This window comes from Cupriavidus sp. C3SS-1, assembly GCF_057073755.1.
This window is the reverse complement of record NZ_CP172699.1, coordinates 1171254-1188956: the sequence shown is the minus strand read 5'-3', so window position 1 is coordinate 1188956 and position 17703 is coordinate 1171254. Positions and strand designations below refer to the sequence as shown.

The following is a 17703-nucleotide window of genomic DNA, read 5'->3' as shown; positions in this document are numbered from 1 at the left end:
CGCGCGCGACCCGACAAGACATCATGACCGAACCCACCCGCGCCCAGGGCGCCCCGACCGCAGAAGCACCGGCCGCCGACGAAAACAAGATCATCGCGGAGCGGCGCGAGAAACTGGCGGCCCTGCGCGAGCAAGGCGTGGCCTTCCCGAACGATTTCCGTCCGACGCACCAGGCCGCCGCGCTGCACACCCAGTACGGCGAGACCGACCAGCCCGCGCTGGAAGCCGCGCCGGTCGAAGTGGCCATCGCCGGCCGCATGATGCTCAAGCGCGTGATGGGCAAGGCCAGCTTCGCCACCGTGCAGGACGGCAGCGGCCAGATCCAGTTCTACATCACGCGCGACAAGGTCGGCGAAGACGTCTACGCCGCCTTCAAGCACTGGGACCTCGGCGACATCATCAGCGCGCGCGGCGTGCTGTTCCGCACCAACAAGGGCGAGCTGTCGGTGCAGGTGCAGGAACTGCGGCTGCTGTCCAAGTCGCTGCGCCCGCTGCCGGACAAGTTCCACGGCCTGGCCGACCAGGAAATGAAGTACCGCCAGCGCTATGTCGACCTGATCGTCTCGCCCGAGACCCGCAACACCTTCCGTGCGCGCACCAACGCGATGTCGTCGCTGCGCCGCCATATGGCCGACGCCGGCTTCATGGAAGTGGAAACGCCGATGCTGCACCCGATCCCGGGCGGCGCCGCGGCCAAGCCGTTCATCACGCACCACAATGCGCTGGACATGCAGATGTTCCTGCGCATCGCGCCCGAGCTGTACCTGAAGCGCCTGATCGTCGGCGGCTTCGAGCGCGTGTTCGAGATCAACCGCAACTTCCGCAACGAAGGGGTGAGCCCGCGCCACAACCCCGAGTTCACCATGATGGAGTTCTACGCTGCCTACACGGATTACCGCTGGCTGATGGACTTCACCGAGAACCTGATCCGCCAGGCCGCCATCGACGCCAGCGGCACCGCGGTGCTGAATTACCAGGGCCGCGAACTCGACCTGTCCAAGCCGTTCCATCGCCTGACCATCTGCCAGGCCATCCAGAAGTTCGCGCCGCAGTACACCGATGCGCAACTGGCCGATGTCGAGTTCCTGCGCACCGAACTGAAGAAGTTTGGCGTCAACACCAGCGCGCCGCAGTTCCTCAACGCGGGCATCGGCACGCTGCAACTGGTGCTGTTCGAGGAAACCGCCGAAAGCCAGCTGTGGGAGCCGACCTTCATCATCGACTACCCGGTGGAAGTCTCGCCGCTGGCGCGCGCCTCGGACACGGTGCCGGGCATCACGGAGCGCTTCGAGCTGTTCATCACCGGCCGCGAGATCGCCAATGGCTTCTCGGAGCTGAACGATGCCGAAGACCAGGCCGACCGCTTCCGCAAGCAGGTCGAGCAGAAGGACGCCGGCGATGAAGAGGCGATGTACTACGACGCGGACTATATCCGCGCCCTCGAATACGGCATGCCTCCGACGGGCGGCTGCGGCATCGGCATCGACCGCCTGGTGATGCTGCTCACCGACAGCCCGAACATCCGCGACGTCATCCTGTTCCCGCATCTGCGGCGCGAGGACTGAGTACGGTCGTACGGGCCAGCGCTGGTCAGTGAAGCCCCGCCCTTTTGGCGGGGTTTTTCATTGATGCGCCTGCCTCCCGCCCTTCTCGCCCTTCTCGCCCTTCTCGCCCTTCTCGCCCTTCTCGCCCTTCTCGCCCTTCTCGCCCTTCTCGCCCTTCTCGCCCTGCTGGCTGCACATCGCGCGAAGAATATTCCGTAATAAGGAGGACCCGCCTCACCCGGGCAACCGTCTGTGCGCTTTGCTATGATTTCCGAGCGCCCCCGCATATCGGAACCCCCAAGATGCAATGCGCCAACCGCAGGACCTTCCGGATCTGGCAACGAGTGATGCCGCTGGCTGGCGGCCTCCTGCTGGCCACGCTCCAGCATGCCGCGCATGGCCAGGAACTCCTGCTGATGGGCGGCGTGCACACCAATCCGCCGATCCACGGCGACGACGACCGCAGCGGTGTCTACGCCTACAGCTACCAGCTAAACCTCACAGACCGCTGGTATGCAAGCTACACCTACCTGAACGAAGGACACGTCAGCGGCCACCATCGCGACGGACATGCTGCCCAGCTGTGGTGGCGCTGGCTGACGCCGGGCCGCCAGTTCGCGGTGTCTTTCGGTGCCGGCCCTTACCTATATTCCGACACTGCCGACGAACAGCCGGACGGCAGCTACAGCAACCATCACGGCGTCGGGCTACTGGCCAGCGCGGCGGCTACCTGGTATGTGAGCGGCGGCCCCTGGATGATGCAGGCGCGATACAACCGCGCGCAAACCTGGTCGAGTTTCAACTCGAACACCGTGCTGCTGGGCGTGGGCTACCAGCTCGACCACGGCCGGCGCGATGGCCCCTTTGTCGCGGGCACGCGCACCGGCACGCTCACTGGCGATGAACTGACGATCTTCCTGGGCACCAGCATCGTCAACAGCTTTGCTTCGGAAACGGAATTCGCCGCGGCCGCGGAGTATCGGCACGGCTTCTGGCGCGGCATCGAAGGCACGCTCGGCTATCTGGCGGAGGGGAGTTCCGAACAAGTTCAGCGGCGCGGCGTGGCGGCGCAAGCGTGGCTGAGCGGCGGCTTCTTTGGGGACCGGCTGACGCTGGGCATCGGCGCTGGGCCGTACTACGCGACCACGCTGCAGGTCCGCGGGCCAGGTGCGGACAGCTCGCCCTCCCGCTGGGCCGCGCTGCTGACGCTGTCGGCCAGCTACCGGCTCAGCGAGCACTGGCTTGGCCGGCTGTCATGGAATCGCGTCATGACGGGCTACGACCGTGACGCCGATATCTTTGTGGCTGGCGTCGGATATCGTTTCTGAGGGCGGTCGGATCGACCGGCTGCTGAAGCCGCTCAGCTGGCTTCCTCGATCCACGCTGACTGGATCGCTTCAAGGATCTTCTCGCCCGAGCGCTCGGGCAGGTCGCTGAAGCCGTCCAGTTCCAGCACCCATTTGCGCAGGTCCGTGAAGCGGATCGTTACCGGATCCACGTCGGGAAACTTGTCATACAGGGCCGCGGCGATATCGTAGGTGTCGGTCCACTTCATGGGGTTCTCCGGGCCTCAGTGGCCTTCCTTTGCGTGGTTGATGGTGTACTTCGGGATCTCGACGGTCAGGTCTTCGTCGGCGACGATGGCCTGGCATGACAGGCGCGAGTTGGGCTCCAGGCCCCAGGCCTTGTCGAGCAGGTCTTCTTCCTTCTCTTCCGCTTCGTTGAGCGAGTCGAAGCCTTCCCGCACGATCACGTGGCAGGTCGTGCAGGCGCACGACTTCTCGCACGCGTGCTCGATGTCGATGTCGTTGGCCAGCAGCGCGTCGCAGACGCTGGTGCCGGTCTCGGCTTCGATCACCGCCCCTTCCGGGCAGTATTCGGCGTGGGGCAAAACGATGATCTGTGGCATGTCGTGTCCTGGTATTGATGCTTGGCGATGCGAGGGCCGGTGATCAGCCGAGTTCCTGCACCTTGCGCCCGGCCAGCGCGCTCTTGATCGAGCGGTCCATGCGGCGGGCGGCGAATTCGTCGGTGCCGCGCGACAGTGTCTCGACCGCGGCCTTGATGGCGTGGTGATCCTCGCCGGTGGCAATGTCGCGCACCGAGGCAATCAGCGCCTCGACCGCGGTACGTTCGTCGGCGGACAGCAGGTCGCCGTCGGTCTGCAGCGCGCGCGTGGTGGCTTCGACCAGGCGGTCGGCCTCGACGCGTTCCTCGGCCAGCGCGCGGCTCTTCATGTCGTGCTCCGCTTCGCGGAAGCCTTCCTGCAGCATGCGCGCAATGTCGTCGTCGGCCAGGCCATACGACGGCTTCACGGTGACCGACGACTCCACGCCCGAATGCGTTTCACGCGCGGTGACCGACAGCAGCCCGTCGGCGTCGACCTGGTAGGTCACGCGGATGCGCGCCGCACCGGCCACCATCGGCGGGATGCCGCGCAGTTCGAAGCGCGCCAGCGAACGGCAGTCGCTGGCCAGTTCGCGCTCGCCCTGCAGCACGTGGATCGCCATGGCGGTCTGGCCGTCCTTGAAGGTGGTGAACTCCTGCGCGCGCGCCACGGGGATGGTGCTGTTGCGCGGGATGATCTTCTCCACCAGGCCGCCCATGGTTTCCACGCCGAGCGACAGCGGAATCACGTCCAGCAGCAGCCAGTCCTCGCCCGGCGCATGGTTGCCCGCCAGCAGGTTGGCCTGCATGGCGGCGCCGAGCGCGACGACACGGTCCGGATCGAGATTGGTCAGCGGTGGCTGGCCAAAGAAGTCGCCCACCGCCTTGCGGATGGCCGGCATGCGCGTGGCCCCGCCAACCAGCACGACGCCCTGGACTTCGTCCGGCGCCACGCCCGCATCGCGCAGCGACTTGCGCACCGGCGCCAGCGTCTTCTGCACGAGGTGCGCGGTAATGGTGTTGAAGACCTCGTCGGTCAGCATCAGGTGCACGATCTCGCCGGAATCGAGCACGGCGTCGATCACCGTGCTGTCGCTCTCCGACAGGGCCTCCTTGGCCGCGCGAGCGCGCACCATCAGCAGGCGGGTGTCCTGCGCCGACAACGGCTGCAGGCCGGCCTGCTCGACGATCCAGCACAGCAGGCGCTGATCGAAATCGTCGCCCCCCAGCGCGGAATCGCCGCCGGTCGACAGGACTTCGAATACGCCCTTGGTCAGCTTCAGGATGGAGATATCGAAGGTGCCGCCGCCGAGGTCATAGACCGCGTAGATCCCTTCGGACGCGTTGTCCAGGCCGTAGGCGATCGCCGCCGCGGTGGGCTCGTTGAGCAGGCGCAGCACTTCCAGGCCGGCCAGGCGCGCGGCGTCCTTGGTGGCCTGGCGCTGGGCTTCGTCGAAGTAGGCCGGCACGGTGATGACGGCGCCGACCAGGTCGTCGCCGAGCGAGTCCTCGGCGCGCTGGCGCAGGGTCGCCAGGATCTCGGCCGAGACTTCCACGGGGCTCTTCACGCCGGCGACGGTCTTGATCTGCACCATGCCGGGCGCATCGACGAAATCGTAGGGGCTGTGCTCGTTGTGGGCCACGTCCTTCAGGCCACGGCCCATGAAGCGCTTGACCGAAACGACGGTGTTCTTCGGGTCGCGCACCGCCTCGTCCTGGGCGCGGTAGCCGATATGCGTGGTGCGGTCCGGCAGGTAGCGCACCACCGAGGGCAGCAGCGCGCGGCCGCGATCGTCGGCCAGGACTTCGGGGATGCTGTTGCGCACCGCCGCCACCAGCGAGTTGGTGGTACCAAGGTCGATGCCAACGGCCAGCCGGCGTTGGTGGGGCGCCGGCGACATGCCGGGTTCGGAAATCTGGAGCAGTGCCATGATGTTTCTTCGCTTTCTCGTGCGCGAGGGTGACTGCCGCGCAGGCGGCTTTCGCGACGGGCGCCATTGTCACATGGCCCCGCCAAACGTGCCGGGACTACTCTTCCAGCCGGTCGATCGCCTCGCTGGTGTCGTGTTCGATCTTCTCGATGAACATCAGCTGCCGTACCGCCGCGCCCGCCGCCTCGTTGTCGCCGGCGTCGAGCAGCGCGCCAAGCGCCGCATGCCGCTCGCGCTTTTCCTGGCGCAGCGCGCGCAGCAGGCCATCCAGGCGTTCGATACCACGAGACTCGACGGCGTCCTGCAAGTCCTCGCGCCATTCCATCTGCTGCATCAGGAACGCGGGCGACATGGCGGTGTTGTTCTCCGCCTGCACGTCCACGCCGCGCAGTCCCAGCAGGTAGATCGCGCGCTTGAGCGGCTGGCGCAGCGTGCGGTAGGCCTCGTTGGCGTGCGCGGCCCACTGCATCGCCACGCGCCGCTCGGCCTCGCCGGCATTGGCGAAGCGGTCCGGATGCGCCTGCGACTGCACGGTCCGGTATGCGGCATCGAGCGCCGCCTCATCCACGCCGAACTGCACCGGCAAGCCGAACAGCGCAAAAAAATCGTCTTTCAACAGCTTCCCCAACAAAAAGGAGCGGTCGCGCCGCCCCCTTGTGCATTCACGTCAACCGCCGCGCGTGCGGCCCTGTTCAGGTGCCCGCGCCCAGTCAGCCGGCGGTTCGTTGCGATCGCATTTCAGGCAGTTCACGGTTGCGCCAAGCCGGGCTGCCCTGCCCTGCTCCGTGGTCGTCCACGGCCGCAGTTGCCAGGGCGGATTGTGGCGCATGTGCTGCCCGTGCCCGCAATCGAGTTCGGCGACCCAGTCGCCTTCCTCGTCCCGGTGGAAGCCGACGATGCAGCGTTCCATCCGGTCCCGTCCGCGCCGCGCTCAGACCGTGAAGGACTCGCCGCAGCCGCACTCGTCCTTCACATTCGGGTTGTTGAAGCGGAAACCTTCGTTCAACCCTTCGCGCGCGTAGTCGAGTTCGGTGCCGTCGATGTACGGCAGGCTCTTGGCATCGACAATGATCTTGAGGCCATGGGTTTCGAACACCTGGTCTTCCGGGTGCAGCTCGTCCACGTATTCAAGCTTGTAGGCCAGGCCCGAGCAGCCCGTGGTCTTCACGCCAAGGCGCAGGCCCACGCCCTTGCCGCGGCGTTCCAGGTAACGGGCCACGTGCCTGGCGGCCTTCTCGGTCATCGTGATCATCGTTGCGTCTTCCTTCTGCGTTCGGAACTCAAGCCACTCAGGCGGCCTTCTGGTCGGCGCCCGGGTGCTTCTTCTTGTAGTCCTCGACGGCGGCCTTGATCGCGTCCTCGGCCAGGATCGAGCAGTGGATCTTCACCGGCGGCAGCGCCAGTTCTTCGGCGATCTGCGTGTTCTTGATCTCCAGCGCCTGGTCGACGGTCTTGCCCTTCACCCACTCGGTCACGAGCGAGGACGAGGCAATGGCCGAGCCGCAGCCGTAGGTCTTGAACTTCGCGTCTTCGATCACGCCGGACTCGTTCACCTTGATCTGTAGCTTCATCACGTCGCCGCAAGCCGGAGCGCCGACCATGCCGGTACCCACGGTGTCGTCGCCCTTATCGAAGGAACCGACGTTGCGGGGGTTTTCATAGTGGTCAAGAACCTTGGTGCTGTATGACATTTTGCTTACCTCGTGCTTAATCTTTTATGGGGTCGTGCTGGCGGGCGGCGCTCAGTGCGCGGCCCACTGGATCGAATTCAGGTCGACGCCGTCCTTGAACATTTCCCACAGCGGCGACAGGTCGCGCAGCTTGCCGATCTTGTTCTTGAGCAGTTCGACGGTGAAGTCGATTTCCTGCTCGGTGGTGAAGCGGCCCACCGTGAAGCGGATCGAGCTGTGCGCGAGTTCGTCGTTGCGGCCCAGCGCGCGCAGCACGTACGAGGGCTCCAGCGAGGCCGAGGTGCAGGCGGAGCCCGACGACACCGCAATCTCCTTGATCGCCATGATCAGCGACTCGCCTTCGACGAAGTTGAAGCTGACGTTCAGGTTGTGCGGCACGCGGTGTTCGAGGCTGCCGTTCAGGTAGACCTCTTCCATCCCCTTCAGGCCGTTCCACAGGCGGTCGCGCAGCATGCGGATACGCTCGTTCTCGGTCGCCATTTCCTCGCGCGCGATGCGGAAGGCTTCGCCCATGCCGACGATCTGGTGCGTGGCCAGCGTGCCCGAGCGCATGCCCCTCTCATGGCCGCCGCCGTGCATCTGCGCTTCGATGCGCACGCGCGGCTTGCGGCGCACGTACAGCGCGCCGATGCCCTTCGGGCCGTAGGTCTTGTGGGCCGAGAACGACATCAGGTCGCACTTCAGCGTGTTCAGGTCGATCTGCACCTTGCCTGTCGCCTGCGCGGCGTCGCAATGGAAAATGATGCCCTTCTCGCGGCAGATCGCGCCGATCTGCTCGACGTCCTGGATCACGCCGATCTCGTTGTTCACCAGCATCACCGACACCAGGATCGTGTCCGGGCGCAGCGCCTGCTTGAAAACTTCGATGTCGACCAGGCCGTCTTCCTTCACGTCGAGGTAGGTCACCTCGAAGCCCTGGCGCTCCAGTTCACGCGTGGTGTCGAGCACGGCCTTGTGCTCGGTCTTCACCGTGATGAGGTGCTTGCCCTTGCCCGAATAGAAATTCGCGGCGCCCTTGATCGCCAGGTTGTTCGATTCGGTCGCCCCGGACGTCCACACGATTTCGCGCGGATCCGCGCCGACCAGCGCGGCTACCTGTTCACGCGCCTCTTCCACCGCACGCTCCGCATCCCAGCCATAGGCGTGGCTGCGCGACGCGGGATTGCCGAACTGCTCGCGCAGGTACGGAATCATCTTGTCCGCCACGCGCGGGTCCACCGGCGTGGTGGCCGAGTAATCCATGTAGATGGGGAAATGTGGGGTGCTCATCGTTATGACTGCCTTTTGTTCAGGGGGACCGCTGATCTTTCGTTTCGCTGCTTGCCTGCCGGGCGCTTCAGGACTGCGCCAGGCTGAAAACCGAATTCACCACCCGGGCGCGGACCGGCTTCTCAGCTGCCTTGTCCGGCTTGCCGCGCGCGGCGGGTGCCGCCTGCTGCACGGCCGCATCTTCGCGCATGTCGTGCAGGACAGCCGGCTGCTTGGCGCGCTGCTGGTCCACGAGGTTTTTGAGGGAGACGGAGTCGAGGTATTCGACCATCTTCTGGTTCAGCGTCGCCCACAGTTCATGGGTCATGCAACGCCCGGAGCCGTCATCTCCGTTACAATTGCCCTTTCCACCGCACTGGGTGGCATCGAGCGGCTCGTCCACGGCGATGATGATGTCCGCCACGGTGACGTCTTCCGCCTTGCGCGCGAGGCTGTAGCCACCGCCCGGGCCGCGCACGCTTTCGACGATCTCATGCCGGCGCAGTTTGCCGAACAGCTGTTCCAGGTAGGACAGCGAGATCTTTTGCCGCTGGCTGATGCCCGCGAGCGTGACGGGTCCCTGGTCCTGGCGCATGGCCAGGTCGATCATCGCAGTGACCGCAAAGCGGCCTTTGGTGGTCAGTCTCATGATGCAGGGCTAATTGCAGGGCAAATACTTGATCGTTTCCGTCAAGTATAAAGGTACCCGACTAATTCAGTCAACTACCCCTACGGCACCGCATCATGCGCCACGGCTTCCGGCGACCGGCTCCGCGCCTGCCGTCCGGGGCGGCACGATCAGCGACATCGGGTGCCTCAGGATGCGGCGCCGCACGGCCGCGCTGAGGTCAGCCCGATCCACCCGCTTCAGGTGGCGCGACCGCAGCGCCATATTGAAGGCCAGCGCAAAGCTCACCGCCACGTTCAGCACGCCCATCAGCGCGATGCCCGCCACCGCGAGCCATAGCGAAGGCAGCCGCAGCGCATCAAGGCCCAACACGCCTAGCGCGGTGCCCACGGACCCCGTCGAAAGCGTTACGTGACGCACTTCCATATGGGGGCCGAAGAAGCTCAGGATTTCCGGGCCCAGCCCCAGCAGCAAACCCAGCGACACATTGGCGCTGATGCCTGACATATTGCGCTTCCAGAAATCCGCGAACCGCTGCGCCCCGCGCTCGCCCAGCACATAGCGCAGGCGGCGGTGATGGGCCATGACGTCGTGCACCTTGTGCAGCGCGAACCAGTTGTCGGCCCAACCCGCAATCAGGCTCGACAGCCACAGCAGCACGCCGGTGAAAACCGCATAAATGGGGGTCGGCCCCAGGATCGAGAACGATTCGATGGTGGCAATGGCCTTTGCCGGCGTAATCAGGTTGGCGCCGAGGATCTTGTTGGCCAGCCACTGGATCGCCAGCGCGACGGGAAACACCACCGCCAGATTGCCGAAGATCGCGGCCGCATTGGACCGGATCATCGCGATCGTATCATCGACGAATATCTCGCGCCCTTCCGGCCGCCCGGCTGCATCGAGCCGGTGTGCCAGCGCTGGCCCGGTCATGGCAGGCTGCTTCGTGGCCAGCGTGAAATGCGCGAAGTGGATGACAAGAAAGCTGCCCGCGTAATTGAGCGAGGCGAGCAGCCCTTCGATGAACTTGTCCAGGTGCAGGCCGTAGATCAGGAACTTCAGGTACACGGTGGCAACGGTGATCAGCCCGCCACCGGCCGCCGCGCGCATCAGTTCGCCATATTCCTTGCGGTCGCGCGTAATGTAGTGCTCGCCGGTCTCGGCCGAGCGCTCCACCACGCGGCGCGCCAGTTGCGCGAATGACGCGCCGGCCAGGTCGGACACGCTGCGGCGTGCCTGCGTGGAGCGGATCAGTTCCGCCACCAGGTGCGCATGCATGCCCGGACGCCACGGCTCGACCCATGCAGCGAGAAGCAACTCGATACGTGCGAGCTGGACCTTCATGCGCTCGATCTGGAACACGACCTCGACCGAAACCCCGTTCTCTTCCAGATCCGCATAGACCTGAAGCGCGGCGGCGTGGCAACCGTCCAGCAGCCCACGAAAATAATTGAGGCGCTGGCCGAAGGCCTCGTCAGCATGGGTCAGTCCAGGCTCGCACAATGCCTGGATGGCGCTGTCGAGCGGGTAGAACGGCGTGTCTTCCACCCTGCCGCGCAGCCGCGAGCGCACCGACTGGCTCAGGCCGGTGGCACGAACCTGGCTGACCAGCACGGCGATGCTGGTGATCAGCATGTGCTCGAGCGCTGCCCAGTAGCGGGCCATCGCCTGCGCACCGGCTGCGGGGTGCTTGTCGTCAGCCGGGTCCGCGCGCAGCACGCGCGCCAGTCTGGCGAGCAGTTCGTCATCCAGGGCTTCCACCCAATCGGCATCGTGCTGCCCGACAAACAGCAGCGCGAACAGCGCCGCCATATCGCTGCGGTTGGGCGGCGGCGGCAGGAAGCGCGCCTGCAGGCGGTGAACCATCTCGCTGACGAAGCCCGGGTGGGAAGCCACACCCGTGTCGCAGAACAGTGCCGTGGGATCGTTGTCGCGCACGATGCTGCGCACCGTGGCACCAAACCGTTCGGCCCAGCTGGCATGCCGCTCGAGCACCTGCAGCAGGTAGCGCATGCGCACATGTTCGCGAAAGCTGCCGGTGCCGCGCGCGGGGCCTTCGCCGCCATCGACCTCCACGCCTGCCATGCCGTCGCGACGGATCCAGAAGCCCAGTTCGATCAGCCATCGGTTGCGGTCCGCCAGCGGCGCATCAGGATCCGCCGCCGTCAGGATGGCGTCGAGTTGAAGGCTGGCATTGCGCGACTCGCGCCATTTCCGGAACAGGGTTCGAAGCATGAATTCTCACAGGGGATGGCGCAACGGCTCAAGCGGATGCGTCGCGCAGACGCTGGCGCAGCATGTCGACGATGCCATCGCAGGCATCTTCGACGTAGTCGAGCACGCGCTCGAAGCCGTCGCCCTCGCCGTAGTACGGGTCGGGCACCTCGTGCGCGTCGTGATGGGTGGCAAAGCTCATCAGCAGCCGCAATTGCTGCGCATCGGCCTGCGGGCACAAGGCTGACAGGCGTTCGAGATTGTCCTGGTCCATGGCCAGCACCAGGTCGAAACGCGAGAAGTCCGGCAAGACGACCTTGCGGGCCCGCAGCGCAGACAGGTCATAGCCGCGCCGCTGCGCGTGGCGCTGGGTTCGCGGGTCCGGCGCGCGGCCCAGGTGGTACTCATGGGTGCCGGCCGAATCGAGTTCGACCAGATCCGCAAGCCCTGCCGCGGCGAGTTTGGCGCGCAAGACGCCTTCCGCCGTGGGCGAACGGCAGATATTGCCCATGCAGCACATCAGGATGGCGAATTTCTTCATGGCATTCTGCCTCGGAATGGGCGAAGCGCCACGCACGCAGCACCAGCCGGCGCAAAGCACCGGCTCGTCGTACTACATGGAGGCCTTGACTGCGAAGGGCGCGATTTTAGCGCCACCGGCCAGCGGCAGGCGGCTAGAGCCGTTTGGCCAGCCGCTCTCCGTGCGCAAAGCCGGCGATTTCCGCGGCTTCGGCAGACTTGTAGTGGTCGGTGATCAGGGATTTTTCAACCAGCGTCGACGCGGCCCGGATATTGCAGCCAGCACGACAGGCGCGGACGGTGTATTCCCACTCGCTTTGCGAGCGCAGCCGTACCTGGACCTGCACTTCATGGGTTTCGTAGACCTTCTTCTTCCATTCGCCGATTTCGGCCATAACGGTCTCCAGGAATGATAGGCGTGCCGGCGGGCTGTGTCGTGCAGGGCTAGTTGACCTCGCCGGCGTCGATGGCGCGCATGGCGGCGGCTTCGGCCATGGCGACCGCGGCTTCGGGCGTCGGCGCCTTGCCGGCCAGCGCCTCGAAAGTCGGGCCCGAAGGTTCGCCGAATGCATCGGCAATCCTCAGCTGCGCGGCAAAGCCGCCACCCGCTTCCGGAACCGCGCTCGCGACCACCGTATAGCCACCATATTCGAACTGCCGTTCCATGTCGGACTCCAGCGCGTTCACGGCAGCTTGGCTGCCAGGACTTCGATCTTCTGAATCGGGGGCGCACCAACGAACAGTTCCGGCGCCCGGGCGATCAGCGCTGCCGCCACCTTGCCGGCCAGATGCGCATCGCGCGAAGCCTCGTCGGGAAAGGCATCGAAGATGCCAAACCGCGATGGCCCCAGCCGCAGCGCGAACCAGGCCGTGGTGCCAGCCTCCTGCTCGACCACCGGCAAGCCGGCTTTCAGGAACTGCTCCACTTCGGCTTCCTTCCCGGGCACGGCTTCGAGCGGCACCCACAGCGCTAGCTTGACCATGGCACATCTCCTAATCTGGCGAGACGCTTTTCACTATAGGCCAGCACGCAGCCCTGTCGCGCCGCGAAAGCGCTACACCGGCGGCTGCAGCGCCTCGTCGCCGCTGGCGCCGAACAGCTGCGCCTTGAGCTTGGCGAGCTGGTCGCGCACCTGCGCCGCCTTTTCGAATTCGAGATTCTTGGCGTGATCCATCATGAGCTTTTCAAGGCGCTTGATCTCCTTGGAAACCTGCTTCTCGCTCATGTCCTCGTAGCGGGCGCGCTCCTGCGCCGCCTGCAGTTCGGCCTTGACCTCGCCGGCATCGTAGACACCGTCGATGATGTCCTTGATCCGCTTGACCACGCCGCGCGGCGTAATGCCGTTGGCCTCGTTGAAGGCCATCTGCTTGGCGCGGCGGCGCTCAGTTTCATCGATGGCGCGCCGCATCGAATCCGTCATGCGATCGGCGTACAGGATCGCCGTGCCGTTCACGTTTCTCGCCGCGCGGCCAATGGTCTGGATCAGCGAACGCTCGGCACGCAGGAAACCTTCCTTGTCCGCGTCGAGGATGGCCACCAGCGACACCTCCGGGATATCCAGCCCTTCGCGCAGCAGGTTGATGCCCACCAGCACGTCGAAGGTGCCAAGGCGCAGGTCGCGAATGATTTCCACGCGCTCCACGGTGTCGATGTCCGAGTGCAGGTAACGCACCTTGACGCCGTTTTCCGACATGAACTCGGTCAGCTGCTCGGCCATGCGCTTGGTCAGCGTGGTCACCAGCACGCGCTCGCCGGCCTCCACGCGCAGGCGGATCTCGGACAGCAGGTCATCCACCTGCGTCCCCGCCGGGCGCACGATGATGGTCGGATCGACCAGCCCGGTCGGGCGCACCACCTGCTCCACCACCTGCCCCGCATGCTCTTGCTCGAACTGGGCCGGCGTGGCGGAAACGAACATCACCTGCCGCATCTTGCGCTCGAACTCGCCGAACTTGAGCGGCCGGTTGTCCAGCGCCGACGGCAGCCGGAAGCCGTACTCGACCAGCGTGGTCTTGCGCGCGCGGTCGCCGTTGTACATGCCGTTGAGCTGGCCGATCAGCACGTGGGATTCATCGAGGAACATCAGCGCGTCCGGCGGCAGGTAGTCGACCAGCGTCGGCGGCGGATCGCCCGGTTTCGCCCCCGACAGGTGGCGCGAGTAGTTCTCGATGCCCTTGCAGAAGCCCAGCTCGGACAGCATCTCCAGGTCAAAGCGCGTGCGCTGCTCCAGCCGCTGGGCCTCCACCAGCTTGCCTTCCTTGTGGAAGAACTCGAGCCGCTCCCGCAGCTCGGACTTGATGTTCTCGATCGCGCGCAGCACGGTTTCGCGCGGCGTCACATAGTGGCTGGACGGATAGACCGTGAAGCGCGGGATCTTCTGGCGCACGCGGCCGGTAAGCGGATCGAAGAACTGCAGGGACTCGACTTCGTCGTCGAACATCTCCAGCCGCACTGCCATCTCGGCGTGTTCCGCGGGGAAGATGTCGATGGTATCGCCACGCACGCGAAACGTGCCGCGCTGGAAATCGGTCTCGTTGCGCGTGTATTGCATGGCGATCAGCCGCGCGATCACGTCGCGCTGGCTGACCTTGTCGCCGGCGCGCAGCGTGAGGATCATCTGGTGGTATTCGCTCGGGTTGCCGATACCGTAGATGGCCGACACCGTCGCGACGATCACCGTGTCGCGGCGCTCCAGCAGGCTCTTGGTGGCCGACAGGCGCATCTGCTCGATGTGCTCGTTGATCGACGAATCCTTCTCGATAAACAGGTCGCGCTGCGGGACGTAGGCCTCGGGCTGGTAGTAGTCGTAGTAGCTGACGAAGTACTCGACGGCATTGCGTGGGAAGAACTCGCGGAACTCGGAATACAGCTGTGCCGCCAGCGTCTTGTTGGGCGCAAAAACGATGGCCGGACGCCCCATGCGGGCGATCACGTTGGCCATGGTGTAGGTCTTGCCCGAGCCTGTCACCCCAAGCAGCGTCTGGAACGACAAGCCATCGTCAACCCCCTCCACCAGTTGCCGGATCGCCTCGGGCTGGTCGCCGGCCGGCGGGAACGGCTGGTAGAGCTGGAACGGCGAGCCCGGAAAAGTAACGATCTTGTCTTCGTCCAGGGCCGGCGCAACTTCGGCAAGGTTTGACATAGGCGGCTAGGGGAAAAACCTGAGAAAAGGGGGCGGATACGCTAGAATCTTGGGGTTGCACAGCCCGCTTCAAGCCGTCAACGCCAGCAAGCAGGTCTGCCGCACGCCCCCCAGCGCAGTCCGAAGCATTCTACGCCTTCCCGTTTTCTTACATTGCCGACCACGAGAGTCCAAATGAGTTTGTTTTCTGCCGTCGAGATGGCCCCGCGCGACCCGATCCTGGGCCTGAATGAAGCTTTCAATGCCGATACCCGCGCCACCAAGGTGAATCTGGGCGTTGGCGTGTACTTCACCGACGAAGGGAAGATTCCCCTGCTGCGTGCCGTGCAGGAAGCGGAAAAGGCGCGCCTGACGACCGCCACGCCGCGCGGCTACCTGCCGATCGAAGGCATCGCCGCCTATGACCAGGCCGTGCAGTCGCTGCTGTTCGGCAAGGAATCGCCGCTGATCACCGAAGGCCGCGTTGTGACGGCCCAGGCACTGGGCGGCACCGGCGCACTGAAGATCGGCGCCGACTTCCTGAAGCGCCTGTACCCGGCCTCCAAGGTCGCCATCAGCGACCCGAGCTGGGAAAACCATCGTGCCCTGTTCGAATCGGCCGGCTTCGACGTGGTGAACTATGCCTACTACGACGCGCCCAGCCACGGCCTGAACTTCGCCGGCATGCTGGAATCGCTGAAGTCGTACGCGGCCAACACCATCGTCGTGCTGCACGCCTGCTGCCACAACCCGACCGGCGTCGACCTGTCGGCCGAGCAGTGGAAGCAAGTGGTCGCGGTGATCAAGGAACGCAACCTGATCCCGTTCCTGGACATGGCCTACCAAGGCTTTGCCGATGGCATCGACCCGGACGGCGCTGCCGTGCGCCTGTTTGCAGAGTCCGGCCTGCCCTTCTTCGTGTCGAGCTCGTTCTCGAAGAGCTTCTCGCTGTACGGCGAGCGCGTCGGCGCCCTGTCGATCGTCACCACCAGCAAGGAAGAAGCCCAGCGCGTGCTGTCGCAAGTCAAGCGCGTGATCCGCACCAACTACTCGAACCCGCCGACGCACGGCGGCACCGTGGTCGCCACCGTGCTGAACAGCCCCGAACTGCGCGCCATGTGGGAGCAGGAACTGGCCGAAATGCGCGACCGCATCAAGCTGATGCGCCACGCGCTGGTCGACAAGCTGGCCGCCAAGGGCGTGAAGACCGACTTCTCGTTCGTGAAGTCGCAGCGCGGCATGTTCTCGTACTCGGGCCTGACCTCGGCGCAAGTGGACCGCCTGCGCAACGAGCACGGCATCTACGCCGTCGGCACCGGCCGCATCTGCGTGGCCGCGCTGAACAGCCGTAATATCGACGCCGTGGTCGACGCGATCGCCGCAGTGCTGTAAACGCCGCAATGTCGGGTACTGTTGGCATGCCGACAGTCCTGGCACGGTGCGTGCAACAAAAAAAGGCAGCTACGGCTGCCTTTTTCTTTTGTCATGCCGTTTTGTCATGCGGAATTAAGGCCTTTGGGCTATTGTCTTTTCCCATTGCCGCCGTACCTTAGGGTATATGCTGCACGGCACGATCGTTTGGTTGCGTGCATAATCAGCACGCAAGTCCACGATAGTGCCCCTCCAGAAAGACGTCGTATTACCAGGCCAGACCGCCATGCTCTATCAACTGCATGAGTTCCAGCGTTCGATGCTGCACCCGCTGACCGCGTGGGCACAGGCGACCGCCAAGACTTTCACCAATCCCCTCAGCCCGTTGTCCCTGGTTCCCGGCGCACCCCGCCTGGCAGCCGGATATGAGCTCCTGTACAGGCTCGGCAAGGAATACGAGAAGCCAGCGTTTGACATCAGGTCGGTACGCTCGAATGGCCGCGACATCCCAATTGTCGAGCAGACCATTCTGGAAAAGCCGTTCTGCAAGCTGGTCCGCTTCAAGCGCTATGCCGACGATCCGGACACCATCAAGCTGCTGAAGGACGAGCCCGTGGTCCTGGTGGCCGCGCCGCTGTCGGGCCACCATGCCACGCTGCTGCGCGATACCGTGCGCACTTTGCTGCAGGACCACAAGGTCTATGTGACCGACTGGGTCGATGCCCGCATGGTGCCGGCTGAACATGGTCCGTTCCACCTGTCGGACTATATCCATTACATCCAGGAGTTCATCCGTCACATCGGCGCGGACAAGCTGCACGTCATTTCGGTGTGCCAGCCGACGGTACCCGTGCTGGCGGCGATCTCGCTGATGGCCTCGGCCGGCGAGAAGACGCCACGGACCATGACGATGATGGGTGGCCCGATCGATGCCCGCAAGAGCCCGACCGCGGTCAATTCGCTGGCGACCAACAAGTCGTACGAGTGGTTCGAGAACAATGTCATCTACACCGTTCCGGCCAACTACCCGGGCCATGGCCGCCGCGTCTATCCCGGCTTCCTGCAGCATGCCGGCTTCGTGGCGATGAATCCGGACCGTCACCTGTCGTCGCACTATGACTATTACCTGAGCCTGCTCCAGGGCGATGCCGACGACGCGGAAGCGCACGTGCGCTTCTACGATGAGTACAACGCCGTGCTCGACATGGCGGCCGAGTACTACCTCGACACGATCCGCGAAGTCTTCCAGGAATTCAGGCTGGCCAACGGCACCTGGGCCATCGACGGCGATCCGGTGCGCCCGCAGGACATCAAGGGCACCGCGCTGCTGACAGTGGAAGGCGAGCTCGACGACATCTCGGGCGCCGGCCAGACTGCCGCCGCGCACGATCTGTGTGCTGGCATCGCGGACGCGGACAAGCATCACCTGTCCGCGACCAAGTGCGGCCACTACGGGATTTTCTCCGGCCGCCGCTGGCGCGATGAGATCTATCCGCAGTTGCGCGACTTCATCCGCAAGTACCGGTAACCGGTACGCTGCCATGCAATAAC

Annotated in this window: 19 protein-coding genes; 4 read left to right on the top strand and 15 right to left on the bottom strand. The window is 65.0% G+C overall.

What is annotated here, in order from left to right; translation table 11 throughout:
- The first annotated feature begins 23 nt into the window (after positions 1 to 23).
- Both lysS and ACIGJC_RS05535 read left to right on the top strand, forming a co-directional pair.
- The gene (lysS, locus tag ACIGJC_RS05540) at positions 24 to 1565 is read left to right on the top strand and encodes a lysine--tRNA ligase (protein ID WP_483711017.1); all 1542 of its coding nucleotides are present in this window, start codon (positions 24 to 26) and stop codon (positions 1563 to 1565) included.
- 281 nt (positions 1566 to 1846) lie between these two features.
- The gene (locus ACIGJC_RS05535; RefSeq protein ID WP_483711016.1) at positions 1847 to 2872 is read left to right on the top strand and encodes a hypothetical protein; all 1026 of its coding nucleotides are present in this window, start codon (positions 1847 to 1849) and stop codon (positions 2870 to 2872) included.
- A 32-nt stretch (positions 2873 to 2904) separates the two neighbouring features.
- On the opposite strand, the gene iscX is transcribed toward ACIGJC_RS05535, so the two are convergent.
- The 15 genes from iscX to uvrB form a co-directional block, all read right to left on the bottom strand.
- Positions 2905 to 3099, bottom strand: a complete 195-nt coding sequence (gene iscX / locus ACIGJC_RS05530; protein WP_483711015.1) for a Fe-S cluster assembly protein IscX — start codon at positions 3097 to 3099, stop codon at positions 2905 to 2907.
- A gap of 15 nt (positions 3100 to 3114) precedes the next feature.
- Complete coding sequence (gene fdx / locus ACIGJC_RS05525) at positions 3115 to 3453, bottom strand: ISC system 2Fe-2S type ferredoxin (RefSeq protein ID WP_483711014.1); 339 nt, start codon at positions 3451 to 3453, stop codon at positions 3115 to 3117.
- Positions 3454 to 3496: 43 nt separating this feature from the next.
- Complete coding sequence (gene hscA / locus ACIGJC_RS05520; protein ID WP_483711013.1) at positions 3497 to 5362, bottom strand: Fe-S protein assembly chaperone HscA; 1866 nt, start codon at positions 5360 to 5362, stop codon at positions 3497 to 3499.
- 97 nt (positions 5363 to 5459) lie between these two features.
- Positions 5460 to 5978: a Fe-S protein assembly co-chaperone HscB gene (gene hscB, locus ACIGJC_RS05515; RefSeq protein ID WP_483711012.1), complete on the bottom strand. Its 519-nt coding sequence runs from the start codon at positions 5976 to 5978 to the stop codon at positions 5460 to 5462.
- Positions 5979 to 6029: 51 nt separating this feature from the next.
- A complete protein-coding gene (locus ACIGJC_RS05510; protein WP_483711011.1) occupies positions 6030 to 6272 on the bottom strand; it encodes a DUF3565 domain-containing protein in 243 nt (80 codons plus the stop codon).
- 21 nt (positions 6273 to 6293) lie between these two features.
- Positions 6294 to 6614: an iron-sulfur cluster assembly protein IscA gene (iscA, locus tag ACIGJC_RS05505; protein WP_483711010.1), complete on the bottom strand. Its 321-nt coding sequence runs from the start codon at positions 6612 to 6614 to the stop codon at positions 6294 to 6296.
- Positions 6615 to 6651: 37 nt separating this feature from the next.
- Positions 6652 to 7053, bottom strand: coding sequence for a Fe-S cluster assembly scaffold IscU (iscU, locus tag ACIGJC_RS05500; protein ID WP_483711009.1), 402 nt, complete (start codon positions 7051 to 7053; stop codon positions 6652 to 6654).
- A 51-nt stretch (positions 7054 to 7104) separates the two neighbouring features.
- Positions 7105 to 8328, bottom strand: coding sequence for an IscS subfamily cysteine desulfurase (locus ACIGJC_RS05495; RefSeq protein WP_483711469.1), 1224 nt, complete (start codon positions 8326 to 8328; stop codon positions 7105 to 7107).
- A gap of 61 nt (positions 8329 to 8389) precedes the next feature.
- On the bottom strand, positions 8390 to 8950 hold the full coding sequence (gene iscR, locus ACIGJC_RS05490; protein ID WP_483711008.1) for a Fe-S cluster assembly transcriptional regulator IscR: 561 nt from the start codon (positions 8948 to 8950) through the stop codon (positions 8390 to 8392).
- Positions 8951 to 9043: 93 nt separating this feature from the next.
- Positions 9044 to 11161 (bottom strand): site-specific recombinase, encoded by a 2118-nt coding sequence (locus tag ACIGJC_RS05485; RefSeq protein WP_483711007.1) that lies wholly within the window; start codon positions 11159 to 11161, stop codon positions 9044 to 9046.
- 28 nt (positions 11162 to 11189) lie between these two features.
- A complete protein-coding gene (locus ACIGJC_RS05480; RefSeq protein WP_483711006.1) occupies positions 11190 to 11681 on the bottom strand; it encodes a low molecular weight protein-tyrosine-phosphatase in 492 nt (163 codons plus the stop codon).
- A 133-nt stretch (positions 11682 to 11814) separates the two neighbouring features.
- A complete protein-coding gene (locus ACIGJC_RS05475) occupies positions 11815 to 12054 on the bottom strand; it encodes a hypothetical protein (protein ID WP_483711005.1) in 240 nt (79 codons plus the stop codon).
- Positions 12055 to 12103: 49 nt separating this feature from the next.
- Entirely contained in the window at positions 12104 to 12325 is a 222-nt protein-coding gene (locus tag ACIGJC_RS05470) for a hypothetical protein (RefSeq protein ID WP_483711004.1), read from the bottom strand.
- 17 nt (positions 12326 to 12342) lie between these two features.
- Positions 12343 to 12642, bottom strand: coding sequence for a putative quinol monooxygenase (locus ACIGJC_RS05465; RefSeq protein ID WP_483711003.1), 300 nt, complete (start codon positions 12640 to 12642; stop codon positions 12343 to 12345).
- 72 nt (positions 12643 to 12714) lie between these two features.
- The gene (gene uvrB / locus ACIGJC_RS05460; RefSeq protein WP_483711002.1) at positions 12715 to 14802 is read right to left on the bottom strand and encodes an excinuclease ABC subunit UvrB; all 2088 of its coding nucleotides are present in this window, start codon (positions 14800 to 14802) and stop codon (positions 12715 to 12717) included.
- Positions 14803 to 14976: 174 nt separating this feature from the next.
- Between uvrB and ACIGJC_RS05455 the strand changes: the two genes are divergently transcribed.
- Both ACIGJC_RS05455 and ACIGJC_RS05450 read left to right on the top strand, forming a co-directional pair.
- Positions 14977 to 16173: an amino acid aminotransferase gene (locus ACIGJC_RS05455; RefSeq protein WP_483711001.1), complete on the top strand. Its 1197-nt coding sequence runs from the start codon at positions 14977 to 14979 to the stop codon at positions 16171 to 16173.
- A 265-nt stretch (positions 16174 to 16438) separates the two neighbouring features.
- A complete protein-coding gene (locus ACIGJC_RS05450; protein ID WP_483711000.1) occupies positions 16439 to 17680 on the top strand; it encodes a polyhydroxyalkanoate depolymerase in 1242 nt (413 codons plus the stop codon).
- The last annotated feature ends 23 nt before the right edge of the window (positions 17681 to 17703 follow it).